Raw genomic sequence first — 26,679 nt, 5'->3', positions numbered from 1 at the left:
CACCGTCTTCTTGACCCGGCCCATGGTTGGCCGGGTTTTTTATGCCTGCTTAATCCAATCCGGGACTGTGTCGCGCCCTTCACGGGCAAGTCGGTCTTTAAACCAGTGTTGCCCCCAACGCTGCCACAATCCCCAGCAACTCAGGCGATTCACCTTCGATCCGCACCTGCAATCCGTCGATCTCCCGGCGCAACGGGTATTGCTTGCGCAGCATATCGAATGCCGCACGCTGCTCGCTGACACTGCCGACCAGGCTGCGACGGAAATCCGCATCGTCACGACGCGGGTCATATACGCCACGGCACAGCATCGCCAAGGCCCAGGCTGGGTCGCTTTGCGCATTCAGGGTCACGTGCGACAGCCACGGTGCCGGCAGCAAATCGCTCAGGCTGACGCGGGCCGGTTGCCCGAGAAAGTCGCAATACGCCTGATAAATCTGCGCGGTCCCCCGCTGCTTGCCGTCGAGGCTGTAACCGGCAATGTGCGGCGTTGCCAGCACGCACAGCTCGGCCAGCGCCACGTCGACTTCAGGCTCGTTTTCCCACACATCGAGCACCGCTTGCAGGTCTTCGCGCTCCAGCAGCACATCGCGCAGGGCCGTGTTGTTCACCACCGGTCCGCGACTGGCATTGATCAGCCAGGTGCCGGACTTGAGCTGGTTCAGGCGTGTCTCATCGAACAAATGCCAGGTCGATAGCTGTCCCTGCCTGGTCAGCGGCGTGTGCAGGCTGATGACGTCGCACGCTTCGATGATCTGCTCGAGACTGACGTAGTCACCGCCTTCAGCGGCCTGCCGTGGCGGATCGCACACCAGCACCTTCCAGCCCAGACCCTGCAGGACTTTGACCAATCGCCCGCCCACTTCGCCGGCACCGACTACGCCGTAGGTACGCCGGGTCAGGTCGACGCCTTCGATTTCGGCCAGGGTCAGCAAGCTGCCGAGCACATAGTCGACCACGCCGCGGGCATTGCAGCCCGGTGCGCTGGACCAGGTGATACCGGCCTGCTGAAAGTAATCCAGGTCCAGATGATCGGTGCCGATGGTGCACGTACCGACAAAACGCACCTTGCTGCCTTCGAGCAGCGTGCGATTGACGTTGGTCACCGAACGCACCAACAGCACATCGGCCTGTTCGACCGTGGCACGGTCAATGGAACGACCCGGCACCCGGCGGATTTCACCGAAGCCTTCGAAGAAGGCATCGAGCAGGGGGATATTTTCGTCGGCAACAATCAGCATGGCAGGCTCCTTTGGCGGATCGGCAGTGTAGGCGTAGATGACGCATCGCGCCTAGACGCATCTCTCTGTAGGAGCAAGCTCGCTCCTACAGAGGGTTGATTACAAATCCACAACACGGGTCTTTTCCTGACTGCCGCGTCAACGCGTAGAATGCGCGCCTGTGCATCAACACCTTTTGGACGTTTCGCTATTGAATCCTGTAATCGAGAATACCGCCGCCATTGCGCCTGCGCGGACAACCCCCGTTCGCCTGGAACTCAAAGGCCTGCTCAACCTGGCCCTGCCCATCATGATCGCGCAACTGGCGACCACGGCCATGGGCTTCGTCGATGCGGTGATGGCCGGCCGCGTCAGCCCACGGGACCTGGCCTCGGTGGCCCTGGGCAACTCGATCTGGATTCCCGTCTACCTGTTGATGTCCGGCGTCCTGCTGGCTACCACACCCAAGGTCGCACAACGCTTTGGCGCCGGGCAGTTTGACGAGATCGGCCCGCTGGTTCGCCAGGCGCTGTGGCTCGCGCTGTGTGTCGGGTTGATCGGCAGTGGCCTGCTGCTCGGCGCCGAGCCGATCCTGCACTGGATGAAAGTCGATCCGCAGTTGATCGAGCCGAGCATGGGTTACCTGCACGGGATCGCCTTCGGCTTGCCGGGCATGGCTTTTTATTACGTACTGCGCTGCTACAGCGATGGCATGGGGGGCACCCGTCCGAGCATGGTCATTGGCTTGTGCGGCCTGCTGCTGAACATCCCGCTGAACTATGCGTTGATCTACGGCCACTTCGGCGCACCGGCCCTGGGCGGCGTCGGTTGCGGCTGGGCCAGCGGCATCGTGATGTGGTTCATGGCGTTGAGCATGGCCGGCTGGACGTTCTGGGCGCCCTTCTATTCCCGCACCCGTGTGCTGGTGCGCTTCGACCGTCCGCAATGGGTCGTGATCAAGCGCCTGGTCGGCATTGGCCTGCCGATTGGTATCGCCGTCTTCGCCGAGTCCAGCATCTTCGCGGTCATCGCGCTATTGATCGGTAGTCTCGGCTCTACCGTGGTGGCCGGGCATCAAATCGCCCTGAACATCAGCTCACTGTTGTTCATGATTCCTTACTCGCTGGGCATGGCGGTGACCGTGCGCGTCGGTCAGGCACTGGGGGCCGGCAATCCTTGGCAGGCGCGCTTCGCGGCAAAGGTCGGGCTCGGCGCGGCACTGGTGTTCGCGGCGTTCTCGGCGAGCCTGATCCTGCTGCTGCGCGAGCCCATCGCCTCGATCTACACGCCTGACAGGAACGTGATCCAGATTGCATCGATGCTGATTGTCTATGCTGCGCTGTACCAGTTTTCCGATGCCATCCAGGTGATTTGCGCTGGCGCGTTGCGTGGATACCAGGACACCCGGGTGACGATGATCCTGACCTTGTTCGCCTATTGGGGCATCGGCCTGCCGGTCGGCTACGTGCTGGGACTGACCGACTGGTTCGGTCCGGCCAGCGGCCCAAGCGGGCTCTGGGAAGGGCTGATTGCCGGCTTGAGCTGTGCGGCGCTGATGCTGTCGATCCGCCTGACGCTCAGTGCGCGCCGGCGGATTCGTAACAGTCAGGGTTGATCGCCGTACCCCTTGTAGGAGCGAGCTTGCTCGCGAAAAACGCCAGGACACCGCGGGGCATCAGGTATTACGCGTTATCGTTGACGTCCATCGCGAGCAAGCTCGCTCCTACAGGGGCTTGATGATCAGCCGGATTTCTTGCGAATCCAGTAGAGGTAGGTGCCCGCCTCTTCGTGCTGCGCCACCAGTTCATGGTCGAGAAACACACAGAACTTGGGAATGTCGCGACGGGTCGACGGGTCAGTGGCGATCACCTTGAGCAAGCCGCCAGGCACCAGGTCACGGATATGCTGGTGTAGCATCATCACCGGCTCCGGGCAGTTGAGGCCGGTGGCGTCGAGGGTGCCGTCTACCGGCGTATCAAGCATTTCACTCATGATTCACTCCTGAAACTGGCCGGCATTGTCGCGCATTGCCGGGTGTAACGTCATCTGCGACAGACATCCATCTTTGTAGGAGCTGGCTTGCCAGCGAAGGCGTCCGCAAATTCGGCGCATGACTCAAGGGACCCTTCGCTGGCAAGCCAGCTCCTACAGGGGGTGGTGTGGTTAGCGGGACTTGGGCTTCTTCACATCCAGCCGGCGCAAATGGCAGGTCACTTCCTCGCGGTCGTGGTACAGCTGCTTGCAGCCAATCTCGACCTTGATGCCCCGGGCCTTGAAGCCATCGGCAATGCGCTCGAGCAAACGCTTCACTTCGGCGTAACGCTGCTTCATCGGCAGCTTGAGGTTAACCACCGCTTCACGACAATGCCCCTCGCCGATCCACTCTTCCAGCATCGCGGCGTTGCGCGCCGGCTTCTCGACGATGTCGCAGACCATCCAGTCCACCGGTTGCTTGGGCTTGAAGGTGAAACCGTCGGCCATCAAGTGCTGCACCAGACCGGTGTCCATCAGGCTTTCGGCCATCGGGCCGTTGTCGATCGCCGTCACCAACATGCCGCGGTTGACCAGTTGCCAGGTCCAGCCACCGGGGGCGGCCCCGAGGTCAACGCCGGTCATGTCGCTGTGCAGGCGCTCGTCCCACTGGTCGCGCGGGATGAAGTGGTGCCAGGCCTCTTCCAGCTTGAGGGTCGAGCGGCTCGGCGCTTCGCGTGGAAACTTCAGGCGCGGAATGCCCATTGGCCACATGGCCGAGTTGTTTGACTCGGCCAGGCCCATGAACACTTCACGCCCACTCTTGAAGGTCAGCAACAGGCGCGGCTTATGCGCGTCTTCCACCAGTTTGCCAGCGGCCATCAGCGCCTTGCGCAGGTGCACTTCGAATTTCTTGCAGAAGTTCGACAGTTCCTTGCCGTCATTGGTGTCGACCATTTCCAGCCACAGGCTGCCGCACAGCGGAAAGTCCGCCATATGCGCGAGGATCACGCTGATGCGGTCGGTTTCCGGCAGATCGATGAAAATCCCCCGAGCCCACTGGCGCGGGAAGATCAGCTCGGCGAAACGCTGCCCGCGCATCAGGCGCTCGGCGCCGTCTTCTTCGGTGCAGACGAATTCGGCGCAGGCAGTTGCAGCTTTGGCCTTGGCATAACCGGCCACATTCAAGCGCGCGGCGAGGTCGGAAATCTCGGAACAGACTTCGCCTTCGAAGCCCGGCCGGCAATGCATAAAGAGGGTGTTCATTCTTACTCCTGGGCAATGGCGAGGAATTTCGGCCACTGCACGATGCCCAGGCTTGCGTTGAAGCAAAGCCTGTCACGAAAACCCGCGCATGATAGCTGACTTCGGAACCTCGGACTTGCCCATAGAATCGAGTTATTAGCCAGCTACTTAAAACAGGGCTAGGTTTAATGTTCTGCCCGTCCCCTCAGTCCGTAGCCGTGCGGACTTTAAGGAGTGATCGCAATGCCGTCCCTCGATAGCCTGAAAACGCTCAAGACCCTGCAAGTCGGCAACAAGACCTACCACTATTTCAGCCTGCCCGATGCCGCCAAAAGCCTGGGCGACCTGGACAAGTTGCCGATGTCCTTGAAAGTCCTGCTGGAAAACCTGCTGCGCTGGGAAGACGAAAAAACCGTCACCGGCGCCGACCTCAAGGCCCTGGCCGCGTGGCTCAAGGAGCGTCGCTCCGACCGCGAAATCCAGTACCGCCCGGCGCGGGTCTTGATGCAAGACTTCACTGGCGTTCCCGCTGTGGTCGACCTGGCCGCGATGCGTGCGGCGATGGCCAAGGCCGGCGGCAATCCACAGCGGATCAACCCGCTGTCGCCGGTAGACCTGGTGATCGACCACTCGGTGATGGTCGACAAGTTCGCCAGCAGCAGCGCCTTCGAGCAAAACGTCGACATTGAAATGCAGCGCAATGGCGAGCGTTATGCGTTCCTGCGCTGGGGCCAGAGTGCCTTTGACAATTTCAGCGTGGTGCCGCCGGGCACCGGGATCTGCCACCAGGTGAATCTTGAATACCTCGGCCGCACGGTCTGGACCAAGGACGAGGACGACCGCACCTATGCCTTCCCCGACACTTTGGTCGGCACCGATTCCCACACCACCATGATCAACGGCCTCGGCGTGCTCGGCTGGGGCGTTGGCGGTATCGAGGCGGAAGCGGCGATGCTCGGGCAACCGGTGTCGATGCTGATTCCCGAAGTCATCGGTTTCAAACTCACCGGCAAGCTCAAGGAAGGCATCACCGCCACCGACCTGGTGCTGACTGTCACCCAGATGCTGCGCAAGAAAGGCGTGGTGGGCAAATTCGTCGAGTTCTACGGCGATGGCCTCGCCGACCTGCCGCTCGCCGACCGCGCGACCATCGCCAACATGGCCCCGGAATACGGCGCCACCTGCGGTTTCTTCCCGGTGGACGACGTCACGCTGGAGTACCTGCGCCTCTCAGGCCGCCCCCTCGAAACGGTGCAACTGGTCGAGGCCTACAGCAAGGCCCAGGGGCTGTGGCGCCTGCCCGGCCAGGAACCGCTGTTCACCGACACCCTGGCGCTGGACATGGGCCGCGTCGAAGCCTGCCTCGCGGGGCCGAAACGCCCGCAGGACCGGGTATCGCTGCCGAATGTCGCCCAAGCCTTCAGCGACTTCGTCGACCTGCAATTCAAACCCACCAGCAAGGAAGAAGGCCGCCTGGAAAGCGAGGGGGGCGGCGGCGTCGCCGTCGGCAACGCCGATCTGGCCGGCGAAGCGGATTACGACTATGAAGGCCAGACCTATCGCCTGAAAAACGGCGCGGTGGTGATTGCCGCGATCACCTCCTGCACCAACACCTCCAACCCGAGCGTGATGATGGCGGCCGGGCTGGTGGCGAAGAAGGCTGTGGAAAAAGGCCTGAAACGCAAGCCTTGGGTGAAGAGCTCGCTGGCCCCCGGCTCGAAAGTGGTCACCGACTACTACAAGGCGGCCGGCCTGACCCGTTACCTCGATGAATTGGGCTTCGCCCTGGTCGGCTATGGCTGCACCACCTGCATCGGCAACTCCGGGCCGCTGTCGGAGCCCATCGAAAAAGCCATCCAGCAAGCCGACCTCACCGTGGCATCGGTGCTCTCAGGCAATCGCAACTTCGAAGGCCGGGTGCATCCACTGGTGAAAACCAACTGGCTGGCCTCCCCGCCGCTGGTGGTCGCCTACGCGCTGGCCGGCACGGTGCGCACTGACCTCAGCCGCGAACCGTTGGGCGATGACAAGGACGGCAAACCGGTTTACCTGCGGGATATCTGGCCAAGCAGCAAAGAAATTGCCGACGCGGTGAATCAGGTCAACACCGCGATGTTCCACAAGGAATACGCCGAAGTGTTTGCCGGTGACGCGCAATGGCAGGCGATCAAGGTTCCGCAAGCGGCGACCTATGTCTGGCAGGCCGACTCGACCTACATCCAGCATCCGCCGTTTTTCGATGACATCGGCGGCCCGCCGCCTGTGGTCAAGGATATCTGCGCAGCGAACATTCTCGCGTTGCTCGGCGACTCGGTGACCACCGACCACATCTCCCCCGCCGGCAACATCAAGGCCGACAGCCCGGCAGGGCAATACTTGCGCGACAAAGGCGTGGAGCCACGGGACTTCAACTCCTACGGCTCGCGGCGCGGCAACCACGAAGTGATGATGCGCGGCACCTTCGCCAACATCCGCATACGCAACGAAATGCTCGGCGGCGAGGAAGGCGGCAACACCCGCTACATTCCCACCGGGGAAAAAATGCCGATCTACGACGCCGCCATGCGCTATCAGGCTTCGGGCACGCCGCTGGTGGTGATCGCCGGCCAGGAATACGGCACCGGGTCGAGCCGCGACTGGGCGGCCAAGGGCACCAATCTGTTGGGGGTGAAAGCGGTCATCGCCGAAAGCTTCGAGCGGATTCACCGCTCCAATCTGGTGGGCATGGGCGTGTTGCCGCTGCAGTTCAAGCTGGACCAGAACCGCAAGAGCCTGAAACTGGGCGGCAGTGAAACCCTGGACATCCTCGGATTGACCGGCGTCGAGCTGACGCCACGGATGAACCTGTCGCTGGTCATCACCCGTGAAGACGGCAGCAAGGAAAAGGTCGAGGTGTTGTGCCGGATCGATACGCTCAATGAAGTGGAATACTTCAAGTCGGGAGGAATTTTGCATTACGTGTTGCGGCAGTTGATTGCCTCATAACGGCTCGCTCCCACAAGTGCAAATCAGGCAAACTCCTCGCGCAGCATCGCCACGAACGCCTCGCGCGCCGGGTGCACCCCGGCGTTTTCGTGCCAGTAAAACAGGTTGTCGACGGCGGTCAGTTCGGGGAATTCAAACCCCGCGCACCCCGCGCCTTTGGCGTATTGGTCGAACACGCCTTTGGGCACCAGTGCCACCCCAGCCCCGGCGCTGACGCAACCGACAATCGCGCCATAACTCGCCAGGCTGACAATCGGCAGTGCCTGCCCCTGTCGCAGCAACCAATGCTCCAGCGCCGCCCGGTACGGACAGCCCTGTGGCCACATGAATACGGTCTGGTCCCGCAAGTCGCTGATGTCCCGCAGCGGCCCCAGGGAGGTCGAGGCAATCAGCAATAAATCCTCACGGTACATCGGCGTGCGCTTGAGGTGCGAACGCTCGACATCCACCGCCACGATGGCCCCGTCGAGCTTGTGATTGAGTGTGTCGTCAAGCAACTGCCCCCAGGAGCCGGTGGCCAGCTCCAGCGCCACCTGCGGGAAACGCTTGTGGAATTTCGCCAGCAGACGCGGCAAGCGCCCGGTGGCCGACGACTCGATGGCGCCGATGCGCAACGGTCCCGAGGGCTCGGCCGAAGGATCGACCGCGCGCTTGGCCTCGGCGGTGAGGGCAAGGATTTTCGAAGCGTAGGCCAGGAAGGTTTGCCCCGACGGGCTGATGCGCAGCCCTCGGCCCTCACGCAAAAACAGCGCGACACCCCGTTCGGCCTCAAGGGCCTTGATGCGGGCCGTGATGTTCGACGGCACGCAATGCAACAGCTCGGCCGCGCGGGCGATGCTGCCGACATCGGTCACGGTCTTGAACATGCGAATCTGTGCCAGCTCCATACATCACCCATAGTGAACAGTTTGAGCATTATAAGTCAGTTGTGGCGAACGATACGCTTTCTGATACTCGGTGCATCCACCCACAGGTGCACGACCATGTCGCCGCTCACACCCTCCTCCGTTTCACCCTGGAAAATCATCCTGGCCATGGCGTTTGTCGTGGCGTGCTGGGGGTATTCCCCAACCGGCATCCATATCGGCCTGCAGGCCTACGACCCCGTGCACCTGGCACTCCTGCGCTTCCTGCTGGCCTCCGTGTTCATGGCAGTGATCGCGATACTCAAGGGCATTCGCTTGCCCAGGCTTCGAGACTTGCCGCTGATGTTCGGCCTGGGTTTCTTTGCGGTAAGCCTGCACCACGTGGCGATCAACTTCGGGCAGCAGGGTATCAGCGCCGGGGCTTCGAGCGTCCTGGCCCAGACCACACCGCTGTTCAGCACATTGATTGCGCGCTTCGTGTTCAAGGATCAGGTGAGCCTGTGGCGCTGGGGTTGTGTGCTGCTCGGCTTGTTTGGCGTGCTGATTGTGGTGGCCGGCGATCATGGCCTGGGCAGCCTCGACGCCCACGGCTTGCTGATCCTGTTGGCGGCGGTGTCCTGGAGCCTCTACTTTGCCCTGCAAAAGCATCACACCGGGCGTTACGACGGGCTGACGCTGGTGTGTTACACGGTGTGGTCCGGGACGGTGTTGTTGTTGATTTATCTGCCCGGCCTGATGGATCAAATCGCGATTGCGCCGCTGCATGTGCAGTTCGCCGTGTTAGCACTGGGGATTTTCCCCAGTGCCCTGGCGTACCTGGCCTGGGCCTATGTGCTGGCGCATGTCGATTTGAGCCGGGCGACGATGACGCTGTATTTGACGCCGCCGACGGCGATGGTCATTGCGTCCTATGCGCTTGGCGAGCGGCCGACGTTGATGATCGTGGTCGGCGGGCTGGTGGTGTTGGCGAGTGTGCTGGCGTTGAATCTGGAGCGGCGGGTTGTGGTTGTTCAGGTTGCCAGGGTCTGATCCATGCTTTTTGTTGCCTGGACTGACGCCTTCGCGGGCAAGCCCGCCCCTACAGGGGTACGCATTCCAATGTGGGAGCGAGCCTGCTCGCGATGAACGATGACTCGGTGCAACTGAAAAACAGACAACCTCAGCTAGCCGAAAACCGGTCGCGACTGTTGGTCAGGTGCAGCCACATCGCCGCCCGCGCCGTGTCCGGGTCCTGGCGCTTGATGGCGTTGAGAATCGCCTCGTGCTCAAGGTTGGCCAACTGGCCGAGCTTGCTCAAGTCCACCGCGCCACGCTCGGCGGCATTGACCCGGGTGCGCGGGATCATCGCACTGCCCAGGTGCTGCATGATCTCGGTGAAGCACAGGTTGCCAGTGGCTTCGGCGATCAGCAGATGAAAACGCCGGTCCGCTTCGACACAGCTGTCGTTGTTGGCCAGCAGGCTTTGATAGTCATCCAGTGCTTCACGCATCTGCGCCAGTTGCAGATCGGTGCGGCGAGTTGCCGCCAGCGCCGCCGCCTGGGTTTCCAGGCCCATGCGCAACTCCAGAATGCTGCGCACCCCCAACGCCGTATCGACATTCAGCCGCAGCCCCTGCTCCGGTGCGCGCTCGATCACGAACGTGCCAATGCCGTGCCGGGTCTCCACCAGCCCCGAGGCCTGCAGCTTCGAGATCGCCTCGCGCACCACCGTGCGACTGACCCCGTGTTCCTGAACGATGGTGTTTTCCGACGGCAACTTGTCGCCGGGCAACATCTGGCCGAGCAGGATGCGCTGGGTCAATTTTTCGACCAGGTCATGGGCCAGGTTGTGGCTGCGCTTGCGGGCGGGTACTTCGAGGTCTTCTTGCATGGGGGTGTCCGGAAATCGGGGCTATCGAATCGTAGCACCGCGCCGGGTGGGAATCCTGAAAAATCTCGCTCAACTTGTATGACAACACTCAACAACCACCCCATATTGAGTCGTTTCAAAGGCTACCTGCCACCACAAAAAGAATAAAAAATCTCTGTAATCGCTCTATTTCATTGGATAAACGTGGTTGCAAGATCAAAAAACCTAGTTGTATGATGTCTAGCAACAACGCAGCACCCAGCTTCACCCCGCATAAAAATAACGAGTGGGAGAAAACGCAGTGAATACATCCATCTCCGCGATGCACGACGACGCCAATTCAGCGCTGAAGTCCGCCATCGCCAAAGTCAAACGTCACGTCTTGCCGCTGTTCGTCATCATGTTCATCGTCAATTACATTGATCGCGTGAACATCGGTTTCGTCCGCACCCACATGGAACACGACCTGGGTATTGGCGCGGCCGCCTATGGCCTGGGTGCCGGTCTGTTCTTCATCGGTTATGCGTTGTTCGAAGTGCCCTCCAACATCCTTCTGCAAAAAGTCGGCGCACGTATCTGGCTGACGCGGATCATGCTGACCTGGGGCCTGGTCGCCGCGGGCATGGCGTTCATCCAGAACGAAACCCACTTCTACATCCTGCGTTTTCTGCTGGGCGTGGCCGAAGCCGGGTTCTTTCCCGGGGTGATCTACTACTTCACCCGCTGGTTGCCCGGCGTGGAGCGCGGCAAGGCGATTGCGATTTTCCTCAGCGGCTCGGCGATTGCCTCGCTGATCTCCGGCCCGCTGTCCGGGCTACTTCTGCAAATCAGTGGCCTGGGCCTGCACGGCTGGCAGTGGATGTACTTCATCGAGGGCATGTTTTCGGTGGGGTTGTGCGTGTTCGTCTGGTTCTGGCTGGACTCCAGACCCCATGACGCCAAATGGCTGAGCCGCGAGGAGCAGGACGCGCTAGTCAAGGCCATCGACGACGAACAGCTGGCCCGGGAAGCGGCGACGCCGATCAAGCCGTCACTGGGCAAGTTGCTCAAGGATCGCCAGATCATCCTGTTCTGCCTGATCTACTTCTTTATCCAGCTGACCATCTACGCCGCGACTTTCTGGCTGCCAAGCATCATCAAGAAGATGGGCGACCTGAGCGATGTCCAGGTCGGGCTGTTCAACTCGATTCCGTGGTTGCTGTCGATTGTCGGCATGTACGCCTTCGCCTCCTTGTCGGGCAAGTGGAAACACCAGCAAGCCTGGGTCGCTGCCGCCCTGCTGATCGCCGCGGCCGGGATGTTCATGTCCACCACCGGCGGACCGATCTTCGCCTTTGTCGCCATCTGCTTTGCAGCACTGGGCTTCAAATCCGCCTCGTCGCTGTTCTGGCCGATTCCCCAGGCCTACCTGGATGCGCGCATTGCCGCCGGCGTCATCGCGTTGATCAACTCGGTGGGCAACCTCGGTGGCTTCGTTGCGCCGACCACCTTCGGCCTGCTGGAAGAACGCACCGGTTCCATTCAGGGCGGGCTGTACGGCCTGGCCGCGACCTCGATCATCGCCGCGATCATCGTGTTTGCCGCCCGCAACACACCGAAATCCGCACCCGCCGTGGCGCAGAGCAAAGCTGCACCCAACCACGCCTGAATTCAGCTTTTTAAGGATTGGAAAATGAACCCACAAGACACCGCAAAAGCCCCGGTCATCACCAGCATGCAAGTGGTTCCGGTCGCCGGCCACGATGGCATGCTGCTCAACCTGAGCGGCGCCCATGGGCCGTTCTTCACTCGCAACATCGTGATCCTCAAGGACAACGCCGGCCACACCGGCGTTGGCGAGGTGCCGGGGGGCGAACGTATCCGCCAGACCCTCGAAGACGCACGCAGCCTGGTGGTCGGCAGCCCGATTGGCACTTATCAGAAGATTCTCAATCAGGTGCGCCAGACCTTCGCCGACCGCGATGCCGGTGGGCGCGGTTTGCAGACCTTCGACCTGCGCATCACCATTCACGCCGTCACCGGCCTGGAAGCCGCATTGCTCGACTTGCTCGGCCAGCACCTGGACGTGCCGGTGGCCGCCCTGCTCGGCGAAGGCCAGCAGCGCGATGAAGTGAAGATGCTTGGCTATCTGTTTTATGTCGGTGATCGCAACGAAACCGACCTCGCCTACCGCAGCGAACCGGACGCCGACAACGACTGGTTCCGTGTGCGGCATGAGAAAGCCATGACCGCCGACGCGGTGGTCCGTCTGGCCGAGGCGGCCCATGCCCGTTACGGCTTCAAGGACTTCAAGCTCAAGGGCGGCGTGCTCAGCGGCGACGCCGAAATCGAAGCGGTCACGGCCCTCGCCGAACGCTTCCCCGATGCGCGCATCACCCTCGACCCGAATGGCGCCTGGTCGCTGAAGGAAGCCATCCGCCTGTGCCGCGATCAGCACCACGTGCTGGCCTATGCCGAAGACCCGTGCGGGGCGGAAAACGGGTACTCGGGACGCGAAGTCATGGCTGAGTTCCGCCGGGCCACGGGCCTGAAGACCGCGACCAACATGATCGCCACCGACTGGCGGGAGATGGGCCACGCGATCCAGCTGCAGTCGGTCGACATTCCCCTGGCCGACCCGCACTTCTGGACCCTGCAGGGCTCGGTGCGCGTGGCGCAGATGTGCCACGAATGGGGCATGACCTGGGGTTCGCACTCCAACAACCACTTCGACATCTCCCTGGCGATGTTCACCCATGTCGCGGCGGCCGCGCCGGGCGAGATCACCGCCATCGACACCCACTGGATCTGGCAGGACGGCCAACGCCTGACCAAGGCCCCGCTGCACATCGTCGACGGCTGCGTGCAGGTGCCGCAGAAACCGGGGCTGGGGGTGGAGCTGGACATGGATCAACTGGCCAAGGCCCATGAACTGTACAAAGGCATGGGCCTGGGGGCGCGGGATGACAGCGTGGCGATGCAGTTTTTGATTCCGGACTGGAAGTTCGATAACAAGCGGCCGTGCCTGGTACGTTGAATCGACGGTGCGCACCTTGTAACAATAAACCCGACCCGCCTGTGGGCGGTCGGATTTAAAAACAGGGTTTTCCCCATAGAATGGCGCGCACCTGAATCAACGACGGATGAAACCAATATGGACAGGCTGAAAACCATCGCCGCTTGCATGGCGATATTCGCCGCGGGCCAGTGCGTGGCACAGGATCAAATCGAGACAGTGGTGAACGCCGCTGTACAACCGGTGATGCAAGCCGAGGGTATTCACGGCATGGCCGTGGCAGTCACCGTCAACGGCCAGGCGCATTACTTCAACTATGGCGTCGCCTCGAAAGAAACCGGCAACCCCGTCACGCAAGACACCCTGTTCGAAATCGGCTCCGTCAGTAAAACGTTCACCGCCACCCTCGCCGCCTACGCCCAGGCCACGGGCAAGCTGTCGCTGTCGGACAAAGCCAGCCAGGTCCTGCCGGCCTTGCGCGGCAGCGCGTTCGACCACATCAGCGTGCTGCAACTGGGCACCTACAGCGCTGGCGGCTTGCCACTGCAATTCCCTGCTGAATCTGATTCGGCCGACAAAATGCTCGGCTACTACCAACAATGGAAACCGCTCTACGCTCCCGGCAGCCACCGACTGTATTCGAACCCCAGCCTTGGCCTGTTCGGCTACCTCGCCGCCCAAAGCATGGGCCAGCCGTTCGATGAGCTGATGGAGAAAACCCTGCTGCCGAAACTGGGCCTCAAGCACACCTATGTGCATGTGCCGCAGGATCAGATGGCGCTGTACGCCCAGGGCTACAACAAGGACGGCAAACCGGTACGGGTCACTCCGGGGGCGCTGGATTCCGAGGCGTACGGGGTGAAAACCAGCGCCGCGGACTTGCTGGGCTATGTCGGCGCGAACATGAAGCCGGCGTCTCTGGAAAAGCCATTGCAGCAAGCCATCGCCTTGACCCATAGCGGTTACTACACCGTAGGCGATATGACCCAGGGCCTGGGCTGGGAGATGTATCGCTACCCGATCACGCTGGATCGCTTGCTGGACGGCAACTCCACGCCGATGGCCATGGAGGCGCACAAGGTCCAATGGCTGAACCCGCCGCAAGCGCAGCCGCAGAGCGTGCTGGTCAACAAGACCGGTTCAACCGGGGGCTTTGGTGCTTACGTGGCGTACGTGCCATCGAAGGACATCGGCATTGTGATGCTGGCCAACAAGAATTATCCCAATGAGCAGCGGGTCAGGATTGCCCATCAGATTCTGAGTGCCCTGACTCAATAAACCTTGTCGCCTTCTCCATAGATAAGGGCGACCTCTAGAGGTCGCCTTTTTTACTTTATCGGCACACCTTCGGGCGGGTCGATATTGTCCAGCGCGCGGTTCACCAACAATTCGCCCACGACTGCCAGTTGCTGAATCGAAAGCGCCACGTTGCGGTTGGAGCTTTCCAGCTTGCAGGCCAGGTCCGTGATCAGCACATTCAGGGACGCGAGGGTTTCGCAGGCGTGGCACAGCAGCGTTGGGGTGTCGACGTTTGGGAGGATGGTGAAGATGTGGCTGACCGGGTCGGCGTGTTTGGGGTTGCGCAAGCGAGCGCTGACGGCGGGTTCGGTGATGTCGGAGAGTGGGACATCTGCCTCGGATGGGGATTCCGGGGGATTCGGACTTAGCTTTTTCATGAAGAAGTACCATTGGGGATTGTCGAGAAAACTACCCATCTCACTTCCACATGAGGGTGGCAGCTGTACGCAGGTGTGGAAGTCCAGGTCAATCCACCAAAACCCGGTGCACTCGAAAGTGCTCCCGCGCACAGCCGCCAAAACGCGGCGATGTTGACATAAAAAATGTCGACTGCGCTCTAGGGGCATTGGTAGATGGCTTGAACCAACGGACTTCCACATCCGACCGCTGATTTTGCAGCGGCTGAAGAAGGTTATCGATACGGCCCAATGGGCACCAGTTCACGGGGTGCGCCACGTCATGCAGGAAATTTCCGACGCAACTGAAGTCCTTGCCTACGCTCGATTTTCTGAGCATCCAGTTACAAATACCTTTTTGCTCATGACCGTTGTGGTGCAGGTGAAACCGTTGTATCTAATGGACCTCTCAAGCCTGCGAACGGCATCGGATCAATCCGTGGCCAGGAATGACATAATGCGCGCTCAACTATTCAAACCGACTGACCCTAAAAGGGCGTTGTAATGGAAATTTTCAGCTTTCAGCTCAAGGATGTCGGTCGCTTCACCGATATGACCATTTACCTGGCCCCCACCCCCAAACACCGCTCAAATGTGACGGTGCTTGTGGGAAACAACGGTGCCGGGAAAACCACCCTTTTAAAATCATTGGCCACCTCATTGAGTTGGCTAGCTGCCAGGATTCGTACTGAGAAAGGTGTTGGCAGTTACCTTACAAATGAAGACATTCGAAACGGCGCTACAGTCGCAGTCGTTTTGACTTCCGTATCAGACAGTTCGCCGGCGCAACCACGTTCCCCCGACGATTATTCAAAACATGATCTCTTTAACTGGGCCATTGCTCGTGGCAGACAAGGGCGAAAGAGTGATGTCCATAGTGAATTAGCGGAAGCCAGCCTCCTTGCAGACCACTATCGCACTCAACTAACCATCGATGAAAAAGCTTCACTCCCTCTGATCGCCTACTACCCGGTTGAGCGCTCGGTTTTGGAAATCCCGCTAAAAATTCGCACCAAACATACCTTCGATCAGCTCGACGGTTACGACAACGCGTTGAATCGTGGAGTGGACTTCCGTCGTTTCTTCGAATGGTTCCGCGAACGCGAAGACAGCGAAAACGAAACCGGTGTATCCGATACTGCGTTATCCGAGATTTCCGCAAAGTTCGGCAATGACAGTGACATCTGGAAAACCCTTTCCCAATTGAAAGCTTCTTCCCGGGATCGTCAGTTGACCGCAGTTCGTTCCGCCATCGCCGCGTTCATGCCCGGCTTCAGCAACCTGCGAGTGCAACGCAAACCGCGCCTGCACATGGCCATCGACAAAAACGGCGTGACACTTAACGTCTCCCAGCTCTCACAGGGCGAAAAGTCGATGATGGCATTGGTCGGCGACATCGCACGCCGATTGGCGATGATGAACCAGTCTCTGGACAACCCATTGGAGGGTGACGGCATCGTCCTGATCGACGAGGTCGATTTGCACCTGCACCCTAAATGGCAGCGCAGTTTGATTCGGCAGTTGAGCGAAACCTTCCCCAATTGCCAGTTTGTCCTGACCACTCACTCGCCATTGGCCATCAGCGACGCGAAAGACGTGCTGTGCTACGTGCTCAATGACGGGGAACTGCAAGAACAATCAGGCCTGTATGGATTGGATGCCAATCAGGTGCTTCTGGAAGAACGCAACCTGGCACAAAACCTGTGGGAGCGAGCTTGCTCGCGATGACGGCCTGACATTCAACATCGATATCGACTTTTACGACGCCATCGTCGGAACGCCGCCCGGAGCAAGCTCGCTCCCACAGGTTAATTGCTCACCACAAGAATTCAGTGTCGGTTCAATCATCCGGCATTTCAGGCGGTTTGGCGGCCTTCGCCGGTTTGCTGCTTTTCCCGGGCTTGGCGCCTTTGGCTACCGGCTCGGCCTCAGTGACCGGAGCCGCCACTGTCGCGGTAAATTCTTTCTCGGCCGCCGGCAACTGATCGACAGCGCTGAAAATCTCGTCCAGCTTGATGGCGTCCGATTGTTCGAGTTTCTTTTCGCCGTCCTTGCCGACCAGGATGACCTTGGTCTTGGCGCCGGCCCCCAGCTTGAGCGAGCGGATCAGCGCCGCCGTGTCTTGTGGCCCGAGGTCTTTGCCGTCGCGCTGGCCCATCAGGTTCAGCACCGTATAGAGCACCATGTTGCGGTCGGTGAACCCCTTGCGATTGGCCGGCTCATCCAGCGACTTTTTCAGGCCGACCCAGGTCGGATCAACCGTGCTCGGAGCGATGACAATCAGTGGCCGGGCCCTGCCCTTGTCCATGTCCAGCGGTGAGTCGCCATCAGCGGCGAACGAAGTGCCGGCAATCGCCAGCAAAGTAGCCAGGGTCAGTGACCTGATGAGCATGCGCATCTCCTTTTGATATCCACGCTCTAATGATTGCGCATTGCGGCGATCGTTCCGGGTGACGTACCGCAAATATGTCTCGCCTTGCCCCAAGCTTAGGTCAGGGCGGTCATTGCGCAACAGGCTGGGCTAATCTGAAGACTCATGACAACCCGCCTGATCCGTCGTGAGGACTTGTGCATGAGCACTCAGTTGAACCACACCATCGTCTGGTGCCGGGACAAGCAGGTTTCGGCGAATTTCCTGGCCAGCCTCCTTGGCCTGCCCGCCCCGCAGCCCTTCGGGCCCATGCTGATCGTCAAACTGGATAACGGCGTGTCACTGGATTTCTACGATAACGACCCGCCGATAGCATCCCAGCACTACGCATTCTTGCTGGGCGACGAGGATTTCGATGCAGCCTTCGCACGCCTGCAAGCCAACGGTCAGCCTTGGTGGGCCGACCCGTGCAAGCAGCGACTGAGGGAGATCAATGATTACGCGGGAGGACGGCGGGTGTATTTCGATGACCCGGACGGGCATCTGCTGGAAATATTCACCCGCGAATGAAGCTGGCGTGGCGGCTTGAATCAGAACGCCAGTTTGTAGCCGATCAACAACAGCATGGTCGCCAGGCAAGGGCGCAGCAGTTCGTCGGAGATGCGCCCGGTCAGGTGGCTGCCCAGGTAAATCCCCGGCAACGAGCCCACCAGCAAGTAACCCAGGACGTGCCAATCCATGTTGCCCATGCTGGCATGGCCAAGGCCCGCGACCAGGGTCAGCGGCACGGCGTGGGCGATTTCAGTCCCCACCAGGCGGCGGGTCGGCAGCATCGGATAGAGGATGAACAGTGCCACGGTGCCCAGTGCACCGGCGCCGATGGACGTCAGCGCGACCATGGTGCCAAGGACCAGCCCGGTGATGACCGTCATCACATTCAGGCGCAGTCCGCTGGGGTTGTAATGGCCGCCCGCCCGTTTGTGGGCAAAGTCGAGCAGGCGCTTCTTGAACAGGATCGCCAGTGCGGTGGCAAACAACACAAAACCGAGGGCCTGCTTGATGATCGCGTTCATCGCCTCGGGGGCGCTGTGCAGGGTGCTGAGGAACCACAGCGTCAACGCCACAGCGGGCACGCTGCCCAAGGTCAGCCAGCCGGTAATCGCCCAGTCGATGTTGTTGTTCTTGCGGTGAACCAGTACACCGCTGGATTTGGTGATGGCGGCGTACAGCAGGTCGGTACCGACCGCCGTCGCCGGGTTGATGCCGAACCCTAGCAGGATCGGCGTCATGAGCGACCCGCCACCCACGCCAGTCATGCCGACGATGAAGCCGACGACCAGCCCGGCAACGACCAACCCGATGTTCACTAAATCCATGAATACGTCCACAAAGATCGCAAGGGAAATCTGGCCCGCAGCATAGCGATATTTCTTATAACCAGTTATATCGATGCGATCTATCTTTATACCCTGAACTCAATTCCCACAAGGAATATGTGTCGTGCTCACTGCACCGGCAGGAAGTTCAGGAACAGCAAGCTCTGGGCATAATTCAGGCCAATGCGCCGGTAGCGTTCGTCGAGCATCTGGGTCAGCAGGTCCAGCCGGGCGACGATCTTGCCGAACTCGACGGCAAAACTCAGGTTGCTGCCCTCCTCCGAGATTTCGTTGGAGAACAGCAAGGGCTCGCCCTCTTTGTTCTGTCGCTGGCTGAGGATCCAGGTGGCGATCTCGATGTTGCGCGCGGCATTGCTGACGAATACCGGGTTGATCGTATCGGTCATGTAGAACTCGAGGCGACTCCCATGGGCGGTCACCAGCATGCTGCCAATGGCATAGATGAACGCCCCGACCCGGTCGCCGAGAAACTCCGGGCTCATGGCAAAGCGCAGGGCCGCCAGATCCTTTTTGCCACCCAGGGTCGGTAACGGCTGCTGCTGTTCGATGGCCATGCGCACTTGCTTGCCGGCGGTGCGGGCATCGAGGAAACCGGACTTTTTCAGCTCATCGGGATTACGCAGGTAGAGCTTGCTCATCAGCAGGTAAAGGCTGTTGAGGTTGTCGCGCATGGTCAGGGAGGCCATGCGGTCGACGCTGGTCTGCATTAACTCCTGGGGTTTGCCTTCGCGCATCTGGGTGAGGATGTCGCCGCCCTGCTGCTGGCTGCAACCGCTGACGAAGAACATCGACAGACCTGCCAGCAGCAGGCAATGACGGCGGATTTTTGAAGTGATTGCGGGTGAAACTCGAGCCATGGGTTCTTGAACTTGGGCATGGGCCGACGGTGGGGATCGCCGCAGGCTGCCATGGATAGAGCCGGACATTGCGAAAAAGTGCAGTTTCGGGCGGTACCAATCGATCACTGGCAGGGGAATGTTCAAAGAAAAAACGGATCAGAAAATCATTAGGTCGGTACACACTCCCTGTAGGAGCTGCCGCAGGCTGCGATCTTTCGATCTTGAACAATCAAAGTCAAAAGATCGCAGCCTGCGGCAGCTCCTACACTTTTCACCGAATACACACAGGAGGTTTGCATGCGCACGCTTGAATTGGCTGGCGCCAGGGTCCCGGTTATCGGCCAGGGGACCTGGCAGATGGGCGAAGACCGTTCACGGCACACGGAAGAAGTCGCGGCCCTGCGCCTGGGTATCGAACTGGGCATGAGCCTGATCGACAGCGCTGAAATGTACGCCGAAGGCGGCGCCGAGGAAGTGGTCCGCGATGCCATCGCCGGCCAGCGCGACAGCGTCTTTCTGGTCAGCAAGGTGTACCCGCACAACGCCAGTCGCCAGGGCATTCCCCTGGCGTGCGAGCGAAGCCTGCGCAGGCTTGGCACCGATTACATCGATCTGTATCTGTTGCATTGGCGTGGCCAGTATCCGCTGGAGGAAACCGTCGAGGCCTTCGAACGCCTGCGCGAAGCCGGCAAGATCGGTCGTTGGGGCGTGTCCAATTTCGACCTCGACGACTTGCTGGAACTGGACGCCCCGGCCTGTGCCACCAATCAGGTGCTCTACAACCTCGAACAACGGGGCATAGAATTTGATTTGCTGCCCTGGAGCCAACAACGGCGGTTGCCGGTCATGGCTTACTGCCCGATTGGCCAAGGCGGTAAAATGCTCGCCAATGCTACGCTCAGGCAAGTGTCCGCCCGTCACGGGGTCACACCGGCACAGGTGGCGCTGGCATGGATACTGCGTCAGGAAGGAGTGATCGCCATCCCCAAAGCGGTCCAACCCGAGCATGTGCGGCTCAATGCCCAGGCCGCAACATTGCAGCTTGAACCCGGGGATCTGGAGGCGCTGGACCAAGCGTTTCACGCGCCACAACGCAAACAGCGGCTGGCCATGGTCTGAACCACCGCAGTCTGTCAGAGAGCTTCGCCATGAGAAGCACCGACCACCTGGACCCGTTCAATCTGCAACGCTTTCTCCAGGCTCAGGACCCGGTATTCGACCGGGTTCAAAACGAGCTGAGCAACGGACACAAGCGCAGCCACTGGATGTGGTTCATTTTTCCGCAGTTTGCCGGGCTCGGCGGCAGCGAGATGTCGCGCCGCTTTGCCATCCGCTCGCGGGAGGAAGCCCTGGCCTACCTTGAGCACCCGTTGCTGGGCGCCCGGCTACGCACCTGCACCCAGGAAGTGCTGAATATCCGGGAGCGCTCGGTGGCCGGGATTTTCGGCCCTCCCGACGACCTGAAGTTTCATTCCTCGATGACCCTGTTTGCCCAGGTCGCCGCCGCCGACAGCCTTTTCCAGCAAGCCTTGAACCAGTACTTCCACGGCATCCTGGATGACTGGACCTTGTCGCTGATGGACTCAAAACAGGCCCAGTTGCCCCCCAATCAGGGTTGAGAAGTCGTCGTCGACAAACGGCAGTATCGCGTCCGCCACCGGTTGCAGTTGCCGGGTGATGTAGTGGTCGTAATCGATGGGCGCGCTGCGCACTTCCAGCGGCTCGGGGCCGGCGACGGTGATCACATAGCTGATCCAGCCACCGTTCTGGTATTGCCGAGGACGACCCTGGCGGTCGTTGTACTCATCGGCCAGGCGCGCCGCGCGCACATGGGGTGGCACGTTACGCTGATAGTCATCGAGGCTGCGGCGCAGGCGCTTGCGGTAGACCAGCCGGTCATCGTATTCACCGGCCAGGGTCTTGCGCACGTAGTCACGCACATAGTCCTGATAGGGCTTGCGCAGGAAGATCCGCGAATACAGCTCCTGCTGGAATTGCCGGGCCAGCAGCGACCAGTCGGTGCGTACGGTTTCCAGGCCTTTGTAGACCATTTCGTCGCTGCCATCGGCACGGGTCACCAGCCCCGCGTAGCGCTTTTTACTGCCTTCTTCGGCGCCGCGAATGGTCGGCATCAAAAAGCGCTTGTAGTGGGTTTCGAACTGCAATTCGAGAACGCTTTGCAAGCCGTATTCCTGCTGCACGTGCTCGCGCCACCACTGATTGACGTGCGCCACCAGCGCGTGGCCGATCTGCGCCGCCTCCTGCTGACCATGGGCGCGACGCAGCCAGACGAAGGTCGAATCGGTGTCGCCATAAATCACTGCATGCCCCTGGGCCTCGATCAACTGGCGGGTACGCAGCATGATCTCGTGCCCGCGCAAGGTGATGGACGAAGCCAGGCGCGTGTCGAAGAAGCGACAACCGCTGGAGCCGAGCACACCGTAGAACGCGTTCATGATGATTTTCAGTGCCTGGGACAGCGGTGCGTTGTGTTCGCGCTTGGCGGTTTCCCGGCCTTCGGCCACCCGGGCGACGATGGATGGCAGGCAATGCCGGGTGCGAGAAAAGCGCGCGCCACGAAAACCCGGTACCGACTCGCTGTCGTCCGGGTGCTCGAGCCCTTCAATCAGCCCCACGGGGTCAATCAGGAAGGTGCGGATGATCGACGGATAGAGGCTTTTGTAATCGAGCACCAGCACCGATTCGTACAGCCCTGGTTGCGAATCCATGACAAAACCGCCGGGGCTGGCTTCGGGTGGCTTGCCACCAAGATTCGGCGCAACGAAACCCTGACGGTGCATCAGCGGCATGTACAGATGCGTGAACGCCGCCACCGAACCGCCCATGCGATCGGCCGGCAAACCGGTGACGCTGGCCCGCTCCAGCAGGAAGGTCAGTAATTGTGTCTTGGCGAAAATCCGCGTGACCAGTTCGCAGTCTTTGAGGTTGTATGTGGCCAGCGCCGGTTTGTCCTCGGCGAACATGCGATTGATTTCGTCCATGCGCTGGTACGGGTTGTCGATGGACTTGCCCTCGCCGAGCAAGGTTTGCGCGACGTTTTCCAGGCTGAACGAAGGGAAACTCCAGGTCGCCGAACGCAGGGCCTCGATACCGTCGATGATCAGGCGGCCAGCGGCTGAAGCGAAGAAATGGTTGCCGCTGCCGTGTTCGCGCCACTGCATTTCCTCACCGCCACGCCCCAGTTTCAACGGCACCGCCAGGCGCCGGGCGTGTTCGTGAAGCACCCGCAAGTCGAACTGCACGACGTTCCAGCCGATGATCGCGTCGGGGTCGAAGCGGGCAAACCAGTCGTTGAGTTTTTTCAGCAGCAAGGTCCGCGAATCGCAGTATTCGAGCTGGAAATCCACCTGGCTGGCGTCGCCATTCGGCGGACCGAGCATGTACACCTGACGTTCGCCGCAACCTTCCAGGGCAATGGAATACAATTCGCCCCGGGCCGTGGTCTCGATGTCCAGGGACACCAGTCTGAGGCTCGGCCGGTAGTCGGGTTCGGGTTTCATCTGCGCGTCGAGCAGCAGGCCCTCGGCATTCGGCGTGCCACTGAAGCGCACCGGCGCGGTGATGAAGCGTTCCATCATGTAGCGTTCCGGCGGGCGCACGTCGGCTTCGAACACCTCGACACCGGCCCGGCGCAGCGCGGTTTCCAGGCGCATCAACTGGCCATGTTGCTGGCAGTAAAGACCGAGGACCGGGCGATGTTCGAAATCCTGCAGGGCCAGGGGCCTGAGCTCGACGTTCTTCTCGTCATGCAAAACGCCTTCGGCCGCCTGACGCTGCGCAGCAGGGATGAACGCCACCGACGGTTGATGAGGCAGGCGGATGCGCCGGGGACCGCTGTCGGTCGCCAGCCAGAACTCGACTTCCGTGCCGGCCGGGGTGTCGCGCCAATGCCGGGTCAGGACGAAGCCCTGCTGTAGATCCACCACTGCAAACCTCAACGTTGATTCAGAAGAGAATTCTACCCGTCATCCGTCGCGATAGCGCGCTTACCGCAGGTCTATCAGGCAAACACCGATCCTGTGGGAGCGAGCTTGCTCGCGATGACGGTATGTCAGTCAACGTAGATGTTGAATGATAAGCCGCCATCGCGAGCAAGCTCGCTCCCACAGGAGATGCGCCGAGCCTGAAATGAGGGGTTTACCGAAGAAAAACCGTCGAATGACGTTTTTTGCGTGTTATCTGCCGCTTTCGCCCTTGCCCTGAACGCTCGCGTCTACGATTCTTCAAGAACAACGACAACACCCGAGTAACCACCATGAAAACCGTCGCCCAACTGCTCAAGCTCAAAGATCAGAAGAATCAGGAAGTGCACCAGATCAAACCCGATCACATGGTGCTCGAAGCGCTGATGAAGATGGCCGAGAAAAACGTCGGCGCCTTGCTGGTGGTGGAGAATGATGAAGTGCTGGGCATCATCAGCGAACGGGACTATGCACGCAAACTGGTGCTGCACGGCCGCTCTTCGGTGGGCACGCCGGTGCGCGACATCATGGTGTCGCCGGTGATTACCGTCGACACCCATCAAACCGTGGAGACCTGCCTGGGCATCATGTCCGATAGGCGCCTGCGTCACTTGCCGGTAGTCGAAGGCGGCAAATTGATTGGCTTGCTGTCGATCGGCGACCTGGTCAAGGAAGCGATTGCCGAACAGGCGGAGCTGATCAAGCAGCTGGAGCAGTACATCCGCGGGGAGTAAATCCGCACACGCCGCACCCCCCTGTAGGAGCGCGCAGGGCTCGCTCCTACAGGGGGTTTACGGTGTTCAGGCCGGCCAATGCCGGGCGAATACCGGCGTTAGCGCCGGGTAGCGGTCGATGCGTTCCAGCCAGGCGAAAAAACCCGGCCGGGCATTACGCAAATGCTCCCGACTGCCCGCCCATCGCGAGATCACCGCCGCCAGCACATCCAGCGCCCCTGGCTTTTCGCTGCCCAGGTACAACTCGCCCGAGAATTGATCGGCGAACACCTCCCAACTCCAGTGCAGGCGCCGGCGGGCGCCCTCCATGAGGTTGTGCCTGGACGACTCATCCGCCTTGGCCAGCCAGCGTTCGGGGTAATCAATGATGCCGATGGCCGCATAGCAATTGCTGACGATGTACGCCATGCCGCGAATGGCCTGCGCCCGCTCGGCCGGGTCTGACGGCAACAACCCCGATGCGGGAAAGGTCAGCCCGAGGTGAATCAGGATCGCCGCGCTCTCGGTCAGGACGCTGCCATCAGGTAGCTGCAAGGTCGGAATCTGTTTGAGCGGGTTGAGTTTCTCCAGCGCCTGGGCCGCCTCCGCGGAGGTCTCGACATCGATGAAGCGATAAGGAACATCACAGAGTTCAAGGGCGGCTTCGACGGCCGCCGCCCCGGAGTTCTGATAACCGTAGAGCTGGTACATATACGTCTCCTTTCACACCGCGATCTCTGCAGTGCCTCATCAACCGTCCCGGCAGAGGAACGCGCCAGCTATCCAGTGTAGAAGCCGCCAACCGTCACACACGGCCATCCGACGATCGCACCATCACGCTCACAAGGGGTATGGCACGGGCCCTATCATTGCCGTCGATGTTCACCATCACCTCAATGAAGTTCTCTTAAAAAATCCCCGGCGTAACATCTGCTCCATACCAACCCATAAGCACCCCGGAGCACACCATCATGAAACGCCAAGTCCTTCTCGGCATCGCTTTCTCGGTTTTCGCAGTTAACGCTTTTGCCGCAACTTCTGCTCAACCTGTGGTCGCTGAAGGCGGCTCGGATCGTCTGATTGAAAGCCGTGTGGCCGAGGGTGGTTCCGATCGCCTGATCGAGAATCGTGTGGCCGAAGGTGGTTCGGATCGCCTGCTGGAAAAACGTGTTGCCGAAGGCGGTTCCGACAAACTGCTGGAAAACCGCGTCGCTGAAGGCGGTTCCGACAAGCTGCTGGAAAACCGCGTCGCTGAAGGCGGTTCCGACAAGCTGCTGGAAAACCGCGTCGCTGAAGGCGGTTCCGACAAGCTGTTGGAAAACCGCGTCGCTGAAGGCGGTTCGGATCGTCTGATCGAAAGCCGCGCTGTCTGAATGCAGTGCTTTACCGCAGGACTCAACGAAAACCCGGCCTCACCCGCCGGGTTTTTTATGATTTTTTTGCACCGCAATTACTTCCCTGCCCGCGCCATGCAGCGCTGGTAACGTTCATCGACCCGTTTGGCGAACCACGCGGTGGTGAGTTTGCGGGTGATTTTCGGGCTTTGCAGCACGATCCCCGGCAACACCTCACGGGGTAACGGCCGGCCCTCGGCCCGTTCGGCCAGTTCGAAAACCCGCCGATAGAGTTTGCTGTCTTCGAACGCCAGGGTTTTCCCCTCCTCCAGTTGCTCGCGAATCGTCGGATTGCGCATGTCCAGTTGCTTGCCGAGGGTGCGCACGGCCAGTTCCGTGGTGCCGGGCATGATCGAACCGTAGTTCACCAGATCGCCATCCAGCGCCAACGGGATACCGGAAGCCCGGCTCACCGCGTCCTGAAACGCGGCATTGCGGCTGGCGTACCAACCCGCGTTGAAGTCCGCAAAGCGGTACAGCGGCTGCGGGTAGCTCACCGGGTACCCAAGCAGATGCGCGATGCCGAAATACATGCCACCGCGCCGGGTGAACACTTCATGGCGAATCGAGCCCTGCACCGGGTACGGATAGCCCTTGGCCTGCTGTTCGGCAAAATCAATGCCGACCTGCATCGGCCCGCCGGTATGCACCGGGTTGAAGCCGCCGAACAGTTTTTTGCCCATCGGTACCATGTCGATGAAGTCGTCGAAAATCGCGCTCAGTTCCTTTTCACTGCGCGCGGCACTCAGGCGGTCGCTATAGCTTTTACCGTTGGGCGAATCGAGCATTAACGCACCGCTCACCAGCAAGCCGGGAATGTGCGCCTTGGCGGCACGGCGGTCGATCTCGTCGCGGGCGATCTTGCCCAGCCCCGGTACGCCCGGATCGACTTGAAAGGTCGATTCCTGTTCGGTCACGGCCAGCACCGAGCACAGGTTTTGCGTGGTCGGCGAGATGTCTTGCGCGGTAAACGCCACCTGGATATCCGTGGCCCAACCCTGGGGATCGGCAGCTTTCGCCGGCAGCAAACGCACAATCTCGGCCTTCACTTCGGCCGGGGTGCGCGTCGTCGGCTCCTGAGTCCGCTGGCTGCCGCAACCGGTCAATACCAGCAACACGCCGACGCTTGTGATCAATCTGATTTGCATGTCGTTCCAT

At 60.6% G+C, this 26,679-nt stretch carries 24 protein-coding genes; 12 read left to right on the top strand and 12 right to left on the bottom strand.

Annotation, left to right across the window (positions count from 1 at the left end):
• Positions 1-97: 97 nt before the first annotated feature.
• Positions 98-1,240 carry a 4-phosphoerythronate dehydrogenase PdxB gene (pdxB, locus tag AC1DXW_RS08410; RefSeq protein WP_477754633.1) on the bottom strand — a complete coding sequence of 381 codons (1,143 nt, stop codon included), beginning with the start codon at positions 1,238-1,240 and terminating at the stop codon, positions 98-100.
• A gap of 190 nt (positions 1,241-1,430) precedes the next feature.
• Here pdxB and AC1DXW_RS08405 point away from each other — a divergent pair, with 190 nt between their 5' ends.
• Positions 1,431-2,834: an MATE family efflux transporter gene (locus tag AC1DXW_RS08405; protein ID WP_477754632.1), complete on the top strand. Its 1,404-nt coding sequence runs from the start codon at positions 1,431-1,433 to the stop codon at positions 2,832-2,834.
• Between the two features lie 125 nt (positions 2,835-2,959).
• Here the strand turns inward: AC1DXW_RS08405 and tusA are convergent, their stop codons facing one another.
• A complete protein-coding gene (gene tusA, locus AC1DXW_RS08400; RefSeq protein ID WP_007987255.1) occupies positions 2,960-3,211 on the bottom strand; it encodes a sulfurtransferase TusA in 252 nt (83 codons plus the stop codon).
• A gap of 171 nt (positions 3,212-3,382) precedes the next feature.
• Positions 3,383-4,456, bottom strand: coding sequence for a 23S rRNA (cytidine(2498)-2'-O)-methyltransferase RlmM (rlmM, locus tag AC1DXW_RS08395; RefSeq protein WP_154910041.1), 1,074 nt, complete (start codon positions 4,454-4,456; stop codon positions 3,383-3,385).
• Positions 4,457-4,678: 222 nt separating this feature from the next.
• Between rlmM and acnA the strand changes: the two genes are divergently transcribed.
• Positions 4,679-7,420: an aconitate hydratase AcnA gene (acnA, locus tag AC1DXW_RS08390; RefSeq protein WP_477756329.1), complete on the top strand. Its 2,742-nt coding sequence runs from the start codon at positions 4,679-4,681 to the stop codon at positions 7,418-7,420.
• Positions 7,421-7,443: 23 nt separating this feature from the next.
• Here acnA and AC1DXW_RS08385 read toward each other — a convergent pair whose 3' ends face one another.
• Positions 7,444-8,307: a LysR substrate-binding domain-containing protein gene (locus AC1DXW_RS08385; protein ID WP_477759916.1), complete on the bottom strand. Its 864-nt coding sequence runs from the start codon at positions 8,305-8,307 to the stop codon at positions 7,444-7,446.
• Positions 8,308-8,403: 96 nt separating this feature from the next.
• On the opposite strand from AC1DXW_RS08385, the gene AC1DXW_RS08380 reads away from it, so the two are divergent.
• A complete protein-coding gene (locus AC1DXW_RS08380) occupies positions 8,404-9,315 on the top strand; it encodes a DMT family transporter (RefSeq protein WP_477755753.1) in 912 nt (303 codons plus the stop codon).
• Between the two features lie 130 nt (positions 9,316-9,445).
• Here AC1DXW_RS08380 and AC1DXW_RS08375 read toward each other — a convergent pair whose 3' ends face one another.
• Positions 9,446-10,156: a FadR/GntR family transcriptional regulator gene (locus tag AC1DXW_RS08375; RefSeq protein ID WP_477755754.1), complete on the bottom strand. Its 711-nt coding sequence runs from the start codon at positions 10,154-10,156 to the stop codon at positions 9,446-9,448.
• Positions 10,157-10,436: 280 nt separating this feature from the next.
• Between AC1DXW_RS08375 and AC1DXW_RS08370 the strand changes: the two genes are divergently transcribed.
• The 3 genes from AC1DXW_RS08370 (at position 10,437) to ampC (ending at position 14,408) form a co-directional block, all read left to right on the top strand.
• Positions 10,437-11,783 (top strand): MFS transporter, encoded by a 1,347-nt coding sequence (locus tag AC1DXW_RS08370; RefSeq protein ID WP_477759915.1) that lies wholly within the window; start codon positions 10,437-10,439, stop codon positions 11,781-11,783.
• 24 nt (positions 11,784-11,807) lie between these two features.
• Positions 11,808-13,151, top strand: coding sequence for a glucarate dehydratase (gudD, locus tag AC1DXW_RS08365; protein ID WP_477759914.1), 1,344 nt, complete (start codon positions 11,808-11,810; stop codon positions 13,149-13,151).
• Between the two features lie 147 nt (positions 13,152-13,298).
• Complete coding sequence (gene ampC, locus AC1DXW_RS08360; protein WP_477755759.1) at positions 13,299-14,408, top strand: class C beta-lactamase; 1,110 nt, start codon at positions 13,299-13,301, stop codon at positions 14,406-14,408.
• 50 nt (positions 14,409-14,458) lie between these two features.
• On the opposite strand, the gene AC1DXW_RS08355 is transcribed toward ampC, so the two are convergent.
• Positions 14,459-14,806 (bottom strand): DUF6124 family protein, encoded by a 348-nt coding sequence (locus tag AC1DXW_RS08355; RefSeq protein ID WP_477755757.1) that lies wholly within the window; start codon positions 14,804-14,806, stop codon positions 14,459-14,461.
• 522 nt (positions 14,807-15,328) lie between these two features.
• Here AC1DXW_RS08355 and AC1DXW_RS08350 point away from each other — a divergent pair.
• Entirely contained in the window at positions 15,329-16,552 is a 1,224-nt protein-coding gene (locus AC1DXW_RS08350) for an AAA family ATPase (RefSeq protein ID WP_477759913.1), read from the top strand.
• 112 nt (positions 16,553-16,664) lie between these two features.
• On the opposite strand, the gene AC1DXW_RS08345 is transcribed toward AC1DXW_RS08350, so the two are convergent.
• Positions 16,665-17,216 (bottom strand): DUF4174 domain-containing protein, encoded by a 552-nt coding sequence (locus tag AC1DXW_RS08345; protein ID WP_477756574.1) that lies wholly within the window; start codon positions 17,214-17,216, stop codon positions 16,665-16,667.
• 180 nt (positions 17,217-17,396) lie between these two features.
• Between AC1DXW_RS08345 and AC1DXW_RS08340 the strand changes: the two genes are divergently transcribed.
• A complete protein-coding gene (locus tag AC1DXW_RS08340; RefSeq protein ID WP_477756575.1) occupies positions 17,397-17,765 on the top strand; it encodes a VOC family protein in 369 nt (122 codons plus the stop codon).
• A gap of 20 nt (positions 17,766-17,785) precedes the next feature.
• Here the strand turns inward: AC1DXW_RS08340 and AC1DXW_RS08335 are convergent, their stop codons facing one another.
• Together AC1DXW_RS08335 and AC1DXW_RS08330 are read right to left on the bottom strand one after the other, a co-directional pair.
• Positions 17,786-18,571, bottom strand: coding sequence for a sulfite exporter TauE/SafE family protein (locus tag AC1DXW_RS08335; RefSeq protein WP_477756576.1), 786 nt, complete (start codon positions 18,569-18,571; stop codon positions 17,786-17,788).
• A gap of 128 nt (positions 18,572-18,699) precedes the next feature.
• Complete coding sequence (locus AC1DXW_RS08330) at positions 18,700-19,449, bottom strand: hypothetical protein (protein WP_477759912.1); 750 nt, start codon at positions 19,447-19,449, stop codon at positions 18,700-18,702.
• A gap of 279 nt (positions 19,450-19,728) precedes the next feature.
• On the opposite strand from AC1DXW_RS08330, the gene AC1DXW_RS08325 reads away from it, so the two are divergent.
• On the top strand, positions 19,729-20,550 hold the full coding sequence (locus tag AC1DXW_RS08325; protein WP_477757007.1) for an aldo/keto reductase: 822 nt from the start codon (positions 19,729-19,731) through the stop codon (positions 20,548-20,550).
• A 29-nt stretch (positions 20,551-20,579) separates the two neighbouring features.
• On the top strand, positions 20,580-21,050 hold the full coding sequence (locus tag AC1DXW_RS08320; protein ID WP_477755777.1) for a DUF1810 domain-containing protein: 471 nt from the start codon (positions 20,580-20,582) through the stop codon (positions 21,048-21,050).
• Here AC1DXW_RS08320 and AC1DXW_RS08315 read toward each other — a convergent pair.
• On the bottom strand, positions 21,015-23,375 hold the full coding sequence (locus AC1DXW_RS08315; protein WP_477755772.1) for a DNA polymerase II: 2,361 nt from the start codon (positions 23,373-23,375) through the stop codon (positions 21,015-21,017). The genes AC1DXW_RS08320 and AC1DXW_RS08315 overlap by 36 nt on opposite strands.
• Positions 23,376-23,707: 332 nt before the next feature.
• On the opposite strand from AC1DXW_RS08315, the gene AC1DXW_RS08310 reads away from it, so the two are divergent.
• Positions 23,708-24,148, top strand: a complete 441-nt coding sequence (locus tag AC1DXW_RS08310; RefSeq protein WP_007987990.1) for a CBS domain-containing protein — start codon at positions 23,708-23,710, stop codon at positions 24,146-24,148.
• Between the two features lie 66 nt (positions 24,149-24,214).
• Here the strand turns inward: AC1DXW_RS08310 and AC1DXW_RS08305 are convergent, their stop codons facing one another.
• Positions 24,215-24,838, bottom strand: a complete 624-nt coding sequence (locus AC1DXW_RS08305; protein WP_477759911.1) for a glutathione S-transferase family protein — start codon at positions 24,836-24,838, stop codon at positions 24,215-24,217.
• Between the two features lie 260 nt (positions 24,839-25,098).
• Here AC1DXW_RS08305 and AC1DXW_RS08300 point away from each other — a divergent pair, with 260 nt between their 5' ends.
• Entirely contained in the window at positions 25,099-25,500 is a 402-nt protein-coding gene (locus AC1DXW_RS08300; protein WP_477755774.1) for a hypothetical protein, read from the top strand.
• Between the two features lie 77 nt (positions 25,501-25,577).
• On the opposite strand, the gene AC1DXW_RS08295 is transcribed toward AC1DXW_RS08300, so the two are convergent.
• Positions 25,578-26,669 carry a DUF1615 domain-containing protein gene (locus AC1DXW_RS08295; RefSeq protein ID WP_477755775.1) on the bottom strand — a complete coding sequence of 364 codons (1,092 nt, stop codon included), beginning with the start codon at positions 26,667-26,669 and terminating at the stop codon, positions 25,578-25,580.
• Positions 26,670-26,679 lie beyond the last annotated feature (10 nt).

The organism is Pseudomonas sp. P4_C4 (assembly GCF_056402055.1).
This window is presented reverse-complemented; position numbering and strand designations above follow the sequence as displayed.

Coding starts and splice junctions, on each gene's coding strand:
- pdxB (WP_477754633.1), bottom strand. CDS start 1,240: ATGCTGATTGTTGCCGACGAAAATATCCCCCTGCTCGATGCCTTCTTC.
- tusA (WP_007987255.1), bottom strand. CDS start 3,211: ATGAGTGAAATGCTTGATACGCCGGTAGACGGCACCCTCGACGCCACC.
- rlmM (WP_154910041.1), bottom strand. CDS start 4,456: ATGAACACCCTCTTTATGCATTGCCGGCCGGGCTTCGAAGGCGAAGTC.
- acnA (WP_477756329.1), top strand. CDS start 4,679: ATGCCGTCCCTCGATAGCCTGAAAACGCTCAAGACCCTGCAAGTCGGC.
- AC1DXW_RS08385 (WP_477759916.1), bottom strand. CDS start 8,307: ATGGAGCTGGCACAGATTCGCATGTTCAAGACCGTGACCGATGTCGGC.
- AC1DXW_RS08380 (WP_477755753.1), top strand. CDS start 8,404: ATGTCGCCGCTCACACCCTCCTCCGTTTCACCCTGGAAAATCATCCTG.
- AC1DXW_RS08375 (WP_477755754.1), bottom strand. CDS start 10,156: ATGCAAGAAGACCTCGAAGTACCCGCCCGCAAGCGCAGCCACAACCTG.
- gudD (WP_477759914.1), top strand. CDS start 11,808: ATGAACCCACAAGACACCGCAAAAGCCCCGGTCATCACCAGCATGCAA.
- ampC (WP_477755759.1), top strand. CDS start 13,299: ATGGCGATATTCGCCGCGGGCCAGTGCGTGGCACAGGATCAAATCGAG.
- AC1DXW_RS08355 (WP_477755757.1), bottom strand. CDS start 14,806: ATGAAAAAGCTAAGTCCGAATCCCCCGGAATCCCCATCCGAGGCAGAT.
- AC1DXW_RS08350 (WP_477759913.1), top strand. CDS start 15,329: ATGGAAATTTTCAGCTTTCAGCTCAAGGATGTCGGTCGCTTCACCGAT.
- AC1DXW_RS08345 (WP_477756574.1), bottom strand. CDS start 17,216: ATGCTCATCAGGTCACTGACCCTGGCTACTTTGCTGGCGATTGCCGGC.
- AC1DXW_RS08340 (WP_477756575.1), top strand. CDS start 17,397: ATGAGCACTCAGTTGAACCACACCATCGTCTGGTGCCGGGACAAGCAG.
- AC1DXW_RS08335 (WP_477756576.1), bottom strand. CDS start 18,571: ATGGATTTAGTGAACATCGGGTTGGTCGTTGCCGGGCTGGTCGTCGGC.
- AC1DXW_RS08330 (WP_477759912.1), bottom strand. CDS start 19,449: ATGGCTCGAGTTTCACCCGCAATCACTTCAAAAATCCGCCGTCATTGC.
- AC1DXW_RS08325 (WP_477757007.1), top strand. CDS start 19,729: ATGCGCACGCTTGAATTGGCTGGCGCCAGGGTCCCGGTTATCGGCCAG.
- AC1DXW_RS08320 (WP_477755777.1), top strand. CDS start 20,580: ATGAGAAGCACCGACCACCTGGACCCGTTCAATCTGCAACGCTTTCTC.
- AC1DXW_RS08310 (WP_007987990.1), top strand. CDS start 23,708: ATGAAAACCGTCGCCCAACTGCTCAAGCTCAAAGATCAGAAGAATCAG.
- AC1DXW_RS08305 (WP_477759911.1), bottom strand. CDS start 24,838: ATGTACCAGCTCTACGGTTATCAGAACTCCGGGGCGGCGGCCGTCGAA.
- AC1DXW_RS08300 (WP_477755774.1), top strand. CDS start 25,099: ATGAAACGCCAAGTCCTTCTCGGCATCGCTTTCTCGGTTTTCGCAGTT.
- AC1DXW_RS08295 (WP_477755775.1), bottom strand. CDS start 26,669: ATGCAAATCAGATTGATCACAAGCGTCGGCGTGTTGCTGGTATTGACC.